We start from the raw sequence: 9,319 nt of genomic DNA, 5'->3' as shown, positions 1-9,319 counted from the left end.
ACAACTCCTGCAAGTCTGCCGTCCTGTCCGCCATGGCACCTCCCCGTTCCCTGCCTCACCAGCAGCGTAGGAAGAGGCGCTGGCCGCCAGAGGCGAGGTGAGAACCCACAGTGCCCGGGCAAATCGCAGTGGCTAAAACGCCGTCAAGCCCACCCATTGTCAGAGTTACATAGGTATTCCGTATCGCCCAGGGTCGTGCAGACCTTGAGCCAGACCGGGGTTTGCTCCGCAATGTTACCGGTTGCCCAAGGCGTACAATAGTTAGCAGCGTGACCGGCAGTACTGACCTTGCGAATGAGATTACCGGTGTCTCGATTGTACAGCCACGCCGTTATGGCATACCTATCGGCGTCCAGGTCGCAGGCTTTCAGCGCGTCACCGGGCAGACTCCCTTCCGGATCCGCTTTAAACCACCCGTACCCATGAGTGGAGCAAACTCCGCAATCCTTAATATGGACGGTAAGATCTGCACTTGCTAGCGCCGGAGTCGAGGCAAACACCACCATCCCCCCAGTCGCTGTCGCCGCCACTACTGCACGCTTCACGAAACGAGGCATCCGCATGAGCTTCCCCCTACATTGATCCAATTGACTCAGCGTCTTGGACATCGGCACACTCCCCATTCAGGAGCTGTTGGGGATCTTTCCTTCGCGAGATGCCCCTATCAAGGTGGCAGTCACGGTTGTGCACTCTGTGCCAACTCACTGTGGGCTCTGTGCCAACTGCGATCTGCCGGTTTCATGTCAGTGCACGACCTGCGCGTCTACCGCCCCATGTCAGCACCCCCACCCCAAAGCTCGGCGCAGCCGCTGCCGCCGATGCGTTCTTGTGCTCGGCCACGTTCTCACTCAAATGCTTCGTGGCTGCGGTGCGTGCCCACCGTACTGAGCTACGGGATGCACGCCTCACACGCATGCTCGGGAGGTTGGTGTTCTCCGCAGCTATTGGCTTCCACGAGCAGGCCGGGCCTGTCGTCACGGGACACGTCGGCGCCATAGACCTCGGCCAGGTGGGCCTGGACCTCGCCCGTGGTCAGGCCCTTCGCCGCCAGCGAGGATGACCATCTCGTCGACACCGGTCAGCCGCCTCTGCCGCGCAACGGACAGGGCTCCCGTGCCGTTGAGGGAGGTGTTCGACGTCTCAGCTCGCCAGGGGTCTTCTTGACGATCTTCGGCTCGAAGGTGCCAGCGCGGTCGCGGGGCACCGCTATCTCCACCGGACCGACGTCCGTGAGCCACGGTCTTGCCCCGTTTGCCGTTACGGGAGTTGCCGCCGTTCTTGGCCGCCGGATCGTGCTTGTCATAGCCGAGGTGGTCGGTGATCTCGCCTTCGAGGGCGGACTCCAGCAGTCGCTGGCGCACCCACCGCATGACCCCGGCGTCACTCGATCGGTGGCCACGTTGAAAGGGCTCACTGACATGGGACAGAAGGGCGGTCGCCTACGCGGCGAGAGGCGAGGCGGGGTCGGTCAGTGGGCGGCCGTATCGTGGTAGCGGTCAGGTGTCGTTCCGGAGCAATGAGGGGGAACTGGCATGATCGGGACGGTCTTCCGGAGCGACGACGTGCCCAGGGAGCATCGGTTTGAGTACTGGTGCGAGTTGATGCACCAGGCGATCGCCCCCAGCCGTATGAGCAGTCAGTTCGCCGACGATTTTTGGGCGCGGCAGAGGCTGTTGGAGCTGGGGCCGGTGCTGGTATGGCCGACGTCACACCTGCCGACGGGGTTCAGGCGTACCGAAAGGCTGGTGCGGCAGTCCGATCCGGAGATGTACCACCTGTCGCTGGTGCTCGGCGGCGGGCTGGGCTTCGAGCATGTAGGGCGGGCTGAGGCGTATGGCCCGAGCGATGTGTGGGTGAGCGACACATCGCGGCCATACGAAGTGCATGTGCCGGCTGATCTGGGCCGTCAGGTGCTCACCGGGGTGGGCGTGGACTTCCCCAAGGCGTTGTTGCCCTTGCCGCCCGCCCGTGTCCAACAGCTGCTGGGACGGCGGCTGTCGGGGCGCGAGGGGGTGGGGGCCCTGTTGACGGGGTTCCTCACCGGACTGGAGCAGCAGGCCGATGCCCTTCAGCCCTCCGATGCACCCCGCCTGGGCACGGTGGTGATCGACATGCTGTCCGCCTGGTTCGCGCAGGTGCTGGAGGCGGAGGATGCACTGACGCCGGAGACCCGCCGACGGGCTCTGACGACGCGTATCCGGGCATTCATCCGCCAGAACCTGCACGACCCAGCGCTGGCGCCGCCCGTGATAGCGGCCGCTCACTACATCTCAGTGAGCTACCTGCACCGGATCTTTCAAGAGGACACCCCCGGCGAGACGGTCGGGGCCTGGATCCGCACCCAGAGGCTCGAAGGTGCCCGCCGTGACCTGGCAGACCCCAACCTCAGCTCCACTCCCGTCCGCACCATCGGCATGCGCTGGGGCCTGGTCCGCGCCCCCGACTTCACGCGCGCCTTCCGGAGCGCGTACGGGGTGTCGCCTATGGAATACCGCGTACGGGTACAGGAGAGAACGCGCGGGGAGGGAACCGCCGAATCGCAGTGACGACGCGTCCGGAGGAGGGGCCCGTCGCGGCCCGAGGTGTCAGTGGAGCGAGTAACTCGCACTCCTGATCGGTGAGTTCATGACGGCGTATCACCCCACCATGAACCACCACACGATGATCTTTCAAGACGGACCATCTCCGATGGAGGCGATAACAAACGGGAGAGAACATGCCAGTCGTGCGAAAAGCCTCAGTGAGCTGAATCCGAGTACTGCCTCCACCAGCACAAACGGCAGCACCTGACGCGACGTCACTGACACCACCCACTGACATGAAAGCGGCGCATCGCACGTGGGAAGAGGGCCTGGGCCGCCGCCTGTTGTGAACAGCCACTCGCATGACAGCCAGACGATCCGACGCTGGTCGGAACACAACAGCCACTTGGTCACCTCATGGCAGCGGACCAGCCCGCGCCTGCAGCACACGGCCAGGTCATCACCAACCCGACGCGGCTGACGCACAACAGCTGCCACCAGCGCGCCCACTCACACCAGGCGCTGCGCGAGGTCGGCGCGAGGCCAGCGGACCAGGGCTGCGGCTCCGGCTGAGTACCGATCTCCCACGCCATGCCGGACCTGATCGCCGAGCGGAAGTGGCTGACGGTGTTCCTGCTGCCCGCCTACTCGCCCGACCTCAACCCCGTCGAGTGGGTATGGGCACACGTCAAGCGCAGCCTGGCCAAAACTGGAGGCCCGACGAGGACGGCACACGCAACGCGCTCATCCCACCGCGCTGGCTCACCTGACTTCACCAGCGAGCCCCTCAACGCTTGCGTTGTGCCCCGCCCCTCAGCACGCGTCGAGCCCCGGCAGCCAGTCCCGGCTGCTGGGGCTCAGCCATCAACGCGGTGTGACATCGCCGCCGGGCTGGGCAGGCCGGGCCCCAGCGGCCGTCCTCGTCACCGATCAGCTTGGCGATCCAGTGCCCGGCGGCGCGATCATCTGTCCTACGTGGTGTTGCAGGGCGCGGGCGGACCGCGTCCGCCCGACTTGATCAAACAACGGCGCAGCGCGCCGAAAGTCACTCCGAGGCTGCGGATTCAGACACAGGCACTCATGGGGATGCAGGACGTGTGGGTACGGGCGCAGAGCAGCGTCGCCGGCAGCCGGACAGTACGGGCGGACACCATCGTGCAAGTCAAGTGAGAGCGCCAGTCGTCCCAGTACCTCACGCTCGTCGTCAAGGGTGGTGACGAGGTCCACCACCAGGTGCGCCCCTATGGATCGAGCGCCGAGCCGCTGACGGAGGAGGACGGCACCGCGCTGGCTGACGGGCTGCTGTCCGCTATGGCCAAGACCGCGGCTGTCCCGGGCAGTCACCCTCCTGGTCCTTCACGGCACCGGACTGCAGTGGTGCCGTTCGGCGATGGACAGCACCGGTGAAGAACCCGCACCCTGAGGGCGCCGGGTCGGATTGTCCGGCCCCGCTGCCGGTCAGGCAGATGTTCCGCCCGCGCTGCCCTGCGTCGGGCGCGGCAGTCGGGGGGCGGGCCAGGTCGGGTTCCACCGCCAGGACATCCACGAGGCGGCGTCGGCGAACGGGCCGGAGTGCTCGGTGAGCATGGCGATGACCTGGTCGCGGGCGGCGTCCACGGCCTGGTGTTCGGTGTCGGTGACGATGCCGAGCCGCCGCACGTGCGCGTACTCGTCTTCGTCCTTCCACTCCCAGCTGGTCAGGTCGGGGTCGACGACCAGGTCCACGGTGAGGTCGAAGGTGTCGAACCCGTCCGTCGTACGGCGGGTGGGGTGCTCGAAGTTCACGTACCAGTTCCGCAGCCCGCCGCTGGTGTAGAAGGCGTTGACGCTGAACCATGCCGTCGGCGGCTTCCACAGCAGCAGCTCGGTCTCCTGCCACACGGCGTCCGCGAGCTCCCACACGCCAGTCGCCATCGCGTCGAACGCCTCCGTGCGCACCGATCGGTCGCCATCATCTCGGGCCTTGACGTACAGGGCCGGCCAGCGCGTCTCGGCTCCTGGCGGGCAGGCGGCCACCAGGGCCTCGCTGGTGTCGGCGACGACGCGCAGCGCGTGCTCGCTCCACACCCGGCCTGAGCCGTGTACGTCACGCCGTACGACCGTCTGTCCCGTCTCGAAGGTGCGCACCTGTTCCTCCTTCGCCGCGGGCCGGGTCTCGGCGCGCGCGGTCTCCAGCCCTGCGCCGAGGGTGCGGCCTGGGCAAGCCCCCGTTGAAGGAAGGCTTGCCCAGGATCGCCTACGGCTTGCCCGGGTCAGGCCCGCCGACGAAACAGGCTGCGGCGGGGCTTGCCCGGCTCCTGGCCGTCGTCCTCCGGCTCCGGCGGTGCGGCAGCCTGGAGACGGGCGGCTTCGACTGCGGCTTCCTCGCGGGCGACGTCGCCGAAGCCGTCCTCTGGCGTACCTGAGATATCGGGCCGCGTGGCGGCGGTAAGGGATGGGAGGTGACATGGACGCTGCCGGAGCCGATGCTGACCACCCCCGTGCCCGTGCCCGATCTGCGGCCTGGCTGTGCTGCGGAGCCGAAGTGGGACGGATTTCGGGCTCTCGTCTCCGTCGACTCGGGCCAGGTAGTGCTGCGCTCCAGGCGCGGCACCGAAATGGGGCCGTCGTTTCCGGAGCTCGTGGCCGGGGCCGTGCAGCTGCCGGACGCGACCGCGTTGGACGGCGAGCTGGTCGTATGGGACGCCGCGGGCCGCCTCGCGTTCGAGCGGCTGCAGAACCGACTTCAGCGGCGCGGCGCCGGGGCGGCCCGGGCAGCGGCCGAGTGGCCGGCCCACTTCGTAACTGGAGTACGCGCGGGTTCGTAGACGATCTCTGCGTGCGATCTCTTACATGTCGGCAGGTCCGAGACCCGTGTTCGACGTGTCCCTGGGTCGGTGGAGTTTCCGCAGAAACTCGTAGAATCTGCGAGCCTGGTTCGTAATCTGCGTGCTCGTGGATGAATTCCGAACCCGTCGCAGCGCGCTGGAACCGAAGCCAGCGGAGGAGCTCGGCGGCGCCGGGCTGGCCGAGGTCTTCCAGTTGCACCGTGGCCGCGGAGAGCGGGACGGCCTGTCGGAGCGTGACTACTTCTTCGACACCCTCGCCGAGTATCAGTGGGCACGCGACGCGGCGGGCCTGATGCCGGAAACGGTCGACAAGCTCGTGAAGCCTGTGATCGAGATCTGTGAGTACCTGGATCTGGCGCCGTGGCGCCTGCAGCCGCGAGACCTCGACCGCTACTTCGCCGGACCGGGCAAGCGGGCCCGCTCAACCGTTCGCACCAAGATCAACCTTATCGACGGGTACTTCGCGTTCCTTGAACAGCGGTACGCGGGGGAGATCAGCCGTCGTTTCGGTGTGGTCGTGGAGTCGCCGATCGATCCGTTCAACCGGCCGCGCCACCGGGGTGACTTCGGTCTGCGGGTGCCACCGTCGCAGCAGGCCATGCGGGAGTTCTTCGCTGCGTGGCGGCGTGCTCTGCCACAGGCCCGCAAGGAGGCGGTCGCATGCCGCGACTACGTCATGGCGAAGATCGCCTACTTGTCGGGCGTGCGAGCGGCCGAACTGTGCGGCGTGTGTATGCGCGATGTGCACTGGGAGTCGGGCCAGTGGGGCCGCTTCCTCGTTCATGGCAAGGGGGCCCGAGGGTCGGGGCCGCGGCAGCGCGAGGCGTTCTTGTTTGAGCAGGGGCGGGAGCTGCTGTGGTGGTACGTGGAGGAGGTGCGAGGGCTGTTCCGGGACGATCCTGAGCATCCGTCGGCGCCATTGTTTCCCTCCGAGCGCTTGCCCGTGGCGGTCGCGGCGCTGAACATGCCGGTCGCACCGAAGATGGTGCCCTCGACGTTCAGGCGAGCGCTGCGGACCGCTTCAGTGGCGTATCTGCCGGGCCCGGTAGAGGAGTTGTTCCCTCATCTTCTGCGTCACGCCTGCGCGACGCACAACTATGAGCGGGGGATGTCCCTGTGGGAGGTGCAGCGATTGCTGGGGCACTGGTGGAGTACGACCACGGTCCGGTACCTCCTGACCGCGCAGGGGGATCCGGAGCAGGCGGCGCGGCGGGCTTCGGCCGAGCGGGCGGGACAGCGTCTGGTGGCGGACACGGGGAGCCTTCGATGAAGTGGAATCTGCGCTGGGTGGCGGCGCGGCAGGACATCTGGCGGCCGACGGACTTGCTGGCAGCGTTTCGGCGGGTGGGCTTCAATCCGTCGTTGAGCAAGGTGTCCGCGTTGTGGGGCGGCACCCCAGTCACCGTGCGGCTGGAGGACCTGGATTTGATCTGCCAGGCGCTGGGATGCACCGTGGCCGATCTCCTGGAAGCCGAGCCGGCCGCGGCCGCGGCTGCTGAAGAAGGTGAGACCCGGGCGGTCGCAGGTGGCGAAAGGGCCCCTGGCCCGGTGCGGCCGGTGCCACGAGGCGACGGCCCGCGGCGCCTGCAGCCCCCGAACTGAGCCGCGCAATGGCGCGGATGAGGCAGTGCGAGGACTGCCTGGCGGTGGCTCCGGGCCAGCCCCGGCGCAGCTGGCGATGCAGAGGGTGCCAGCAGTGGGATCACCAGTACCCCCAGCGCGGGCTGTGCCCCCGGTGCCGGTACCAGCAGCACCTGGGCCAGGATGGGCTGTGCCGCGGGTGCCAGCTGACGGTACACACCGAACGGGCAGCAGGCACCGTGCCCGGCTTTCCGGCTCCGACGCAGCTTCGGCTGCTGATTCCTGGCGCGGCGGACGGAGCCTGGCGCCTTGGCAAGCCGCCCACGGCGCGGCCTGCTGAGCCCCGGCGCTGTGTGTTGCCTGCGACGACGCCGGGCCAGCAGGTCCTGTTCCCGGTGCTACGCCGACTCGGAGCGCCGGAACTACTCGACCTTGCCGAGAGGCACTGGCCAGAGGAGGAGGCGCTGAAGCAGTACACGCTGGTCCTGGCGCGCCAGCGCGGCCTGGGCCGGGCGTGGTGCAACCAGGTGCGCCGAAGGCTGCGGCTGGCCCTGGCCGTGCGGGATGCCGAGGGCGAAAGGAAGGTCTCGCGGGAAATCCTCGACCAGGGCCGCGGGATGCAGTTCGGCGCGGCTGCCGCACAGGAAGTCCTGGAGCAGGCGGGCCTGTGGCGGGGGCCGACACAGGTGAGCGACCAGATGCGTCCGCACCGGATCGGAGTGCCCGCCGGCACCGTGACAGGGTGCGCGCACTGCGGCAGCTGGGGCGTCACCACCCGCCTGTGCACCGCGTGCGCGAACTACCGCGCAAAACGGCCAGCGGGGCGGTGCACCCGCTGCCGACGCGACGGCCTCCCCCTGCATGTGAAGACGAGCCTGTGCCGGGGCTGTCTGGCATACGTGCGGAACGTGCCCCAGCCATCCGCTGCCTTCACTCAGCTCACCTTCGCCGGAGTGCTAGCCCACCAGGTGGTCGGCAAAGGAACACCGCCGTACGCGGCACCTGCCCAAGAGCACGACCACGTCGCCTCGCTGTCCGCTTGTGATCCGGTCATCCCTGGGCAGACCACCCTGCTGACAGCTCCGCGTGACTGGAGGGCCGTTCGCTCTGTGCCCCACCGCCTGCTGCCCCCGCTCAGCACCGAGGCACACGCACTGTTGGAACAGTTCTCTGCCTGCCTTCCCGTCACAGCTGGCCGAAAGCCGAACCACGTTTACTCCATCCAGATGCTGCACCGCCTCCTGGCCTACACCGGCGTGGAGGAGCCCGTCTCTGAGCGGGACGTGCGCGCGCTCGCGAGCCTGGAGCCGAACGCCTCTCTGCATCGGATCGTGTTCTTCCTGCATGAGCGCGGACTACTCGAACCCGACCACGACCGCAACCCGACCACCAGCCCATCACTGGCCCGCCTGGACGCCGCCCGCACAGACGCCGGGCACCGCCAGGCCATCGAAGCCAAGCTCCGACAACTCCCCGACGCCATGGCCGACCAGATGCGGACCTGGGTCGCCGTCCGCCGCGGGGAAGGGCGTCGCTCCCACCCGCCCGCCGACTACACACGTATCCGACGCGACCTCAACGTCGTTCTCCCCGTCCTGCTCCTCTGGAGCCAGAACGGGTTGGATCTCCGGGAGATCACAACCGCGCACGTGACCTCCGCCCTCGGCAACCGGCAGGGACACCAGGCACGTGGCCTCCACCACGTTCTGCTCAGCGTCTTCCGCGCCCTCAAACAGGAACGCACCGTCTTCACCAACCCGCTCGCCGGGCTCTCCCTCACCACCCCCGTGCGGCTTCCCGAACCATTGCCCAGCGACCGGCTACGTGGCCTGCTGGACCGAGTGGACAGCGCGATGGGGCGTCTGGCCGTCGGCTTGGTGGCTGTCCACGCCATCAAGGTCACCGATATCGCTCAACTGCGCATGAACGCGCCCGACCTTGCCCACGCAACCCTCACAGTCGACTTGCGCGGCCGGTTGCGCACGGTCTATCTCGACACGCTGACCCATCGCCTCCTGGACGAGTGGCTCAAGGAAAGGCATGACCAGTGGCCCGCATCCCCCAATCCGCACCTGCTGGTGACGACGCACTCGGCGCACCACCCCGCCCTTCCGCCCGTCAGCTACTGCGCGCTGCGCCGCGCGTTCGACCACACCGGAATCACCCCGCGCCAGATGTGGAGCGACCGTGTGCTGGAAGAGGCCCGACAAACGGCCGACCCGGTACACCTGGTGCACCTGTTCGGCATCCATCCCGGCACCGCCGTCCGCTACGTCCACACAGCCCACCCCGACAAGGCGCTGCCCCGGATCCGCTGAGCCGGAAGGCGTTGTGCAGCCCGTCTACAACCCACGCCCTGGCCGGCTTTCACATGGCCGGGTGGACGCA

General features: G+C 67.9%; 8 protein-coding genes and 2 pseudogenes. 8 read left to right on the top strand and 2 right to left on the bottom strand.

Features of this window, described 5'->3' with window-relative positions; genetic code table 11:
* Positions 1–973: 973 nt before the first annotated feature.
* Positions 974–1,376: pseudogene (locus ACGFNV_RS45525) on the bottom strand (transposase); the annotation flags it as partial.
* Positions 1,377–1,532: 156 nt separating this feature from the next.
* On the opposite strand from ACGFNV_RS45525, the gene ACGFNV_RS45520 reads away from it, so the two are divergent.
* The 3 genes and pseudogenes from ACGFNV_RS45520 to ACGFNV_RS45510 all read left to right on the top strand — a co-directional run.
* A complete protein-coding gene (locus tag ACGFNV_RS45520) occupies positions 1,533–2,546 on the top strand; it encodes an AraC family transcriptional regulator (RefSeq protein WP_393631438.1) in 1,014 nt (337 codons plus the stop codon).
* A gap of 393 nt (positions 2,547–2,939) precedes the next feature.
* On the top strand, positions 2,940–3,095 hold the full coding sequence (locus ACGFNV_RS45515; RefSeq protein WP_393631436.1) for a hypothetical protein: 156 nt from the start codon (positions 2,940–2,942) through the stop codon (positions 3,093–3,095).
* Positions 3,096–3,101: 6 nt separating this feature from the next.
* Positions 3,102–3,227 (top strand): annotated as a pseudogene (locus ACGFNV_RS45510) (transposase); the annotation flags it as partial.
* A gap of 753 nt (positions 3,228–3,980) precedes the next feature.
* Here ACGFNV_RS45510 and ACGFNV_RS45505 read toward each other — a convergent pair.
* Positions 3,981–4,649, bottom strand: coding sequence for a DUF402 domain-containing protein (locus tag ACGFNV_RS45505; protein ID WP_393631434.1), 669 nt, complete (start codon positions 4,647–4,649; stop codon positions 3,981–3,983).
* 95 nt (positions 4,650–4,744) lie between these two features.
* On the opposite strand from ACGFNV_RS45505, the gene ACGFNV_RS45500 reads away from it, so the two are divergent.
* The 5 genes from ACGFNV_RS45500 (at position 4,745) to ACGFNV_RS45480 (ending at position 9,249) form a co-directional block, all read left to right on the top strand.
* Positions 4,745–4,927: a hypothetical protein gene (locus ACGFNV_RS45500; RefSeq protein WP_393631432.1), complete on the top strand. Its 183-nt coding sequence runs from the start codon at positions 4,745–4,747 to the stop codon at positions 4,925–4,927.
* A 36-nt stretch (positions 4,928–4,963) separates the two neighbouring features.
* The gene (locus ACGFNV_RS45495) at positions 4,964–5,329 is read left to right on the top strand and encodes a hypothetical protein (protein WP_393631430.1); all 366 of its coding nucleotides are present in this window, start codon (positions 4,964–4,966) and stop codon (positions 5,327–5,329) included.
* Positions 5,330–5,456: 127 nt separating this feature from the next.
* On the top strand, positions 5,457–6,620 hold the full coding sequence (locus ACGFNV_RS45490; RefSeq protein ID WP_393631429.1) for a tyrosine-type recombinase/integrase: 1,164 nt from the start codon (positions 5,457–5,459) through the stop codon (positions 6,618–6,620).
* Positions 6,617–6,952: a helix-turn-helix domain-containing protein gene (locus ACGFNV_RS45485; RefSeq protein ID WP_393631428.1), complete on the top strand. Its 336-nt coding sequence runs from the start codon at positions 6,617–6,619 to the stop codon at positions 6,950–6,952. The genes ACGFNV_RS45490 and ACGFNV_RS45485 overlap by 4 nt, the downstream gene beginning before the upstream one ends.
* A 218-nt stretch (positions 6,953–7,170) precedes the next feature.
* Positions 7,171–9,249 (top strand): hypothetical protein, encoded by a 2,079-nt coding sequence (locus ACGFNV_RS45480; protein ID WP_393631426.1) that lies wholly within the window; start codon positions 7,171–7,173, stop codon positions 9,247–9,249.
* The last annotated feature ends 70 nt before the right edge of the window (positions 9,250–9,319 follow it).

The organism is Streptomyces sp. NPDC048751 (genome assembly GCF_043198595.1).
GTDB lineage: Bacteria > Actinomycetota > Actinomycetes > Streptomycetales > Streptomycetaceae > Streptomyces.
The sequence above is the reverse complement of the archived record's forward strand: the minus strand, read 5'-3'. Positions and strand labels throughout refer to the sequence as shown.

What these genes read in the sequence shown, in the direction of transcription:
- ACGFNV_RS45485 (WP_393631428.1), top strand. Translation starts at nt 6,617, where the DNA reads ATGAAGTGGAATCTGCGCTGGGTGGCGGCGCGGCAGGACATCTGGCGG.
- ACGFNV_RS45515 (WP_393631436.1), top strand. Translation starts at nt 2,940, where the DNA reads ATGGCAGCGGACCAGCCCGCGCCTGCAGCACACGGCCAGGTCATCACC.
- ACGFNV_RS45520 (WP_393631438.1), top strand. Translation starts at nt 1,533, where the DNA reads ATGATCGGGACGGTCTTCCGGAGCGACGACGTGCCCAGGGAGCATCGG.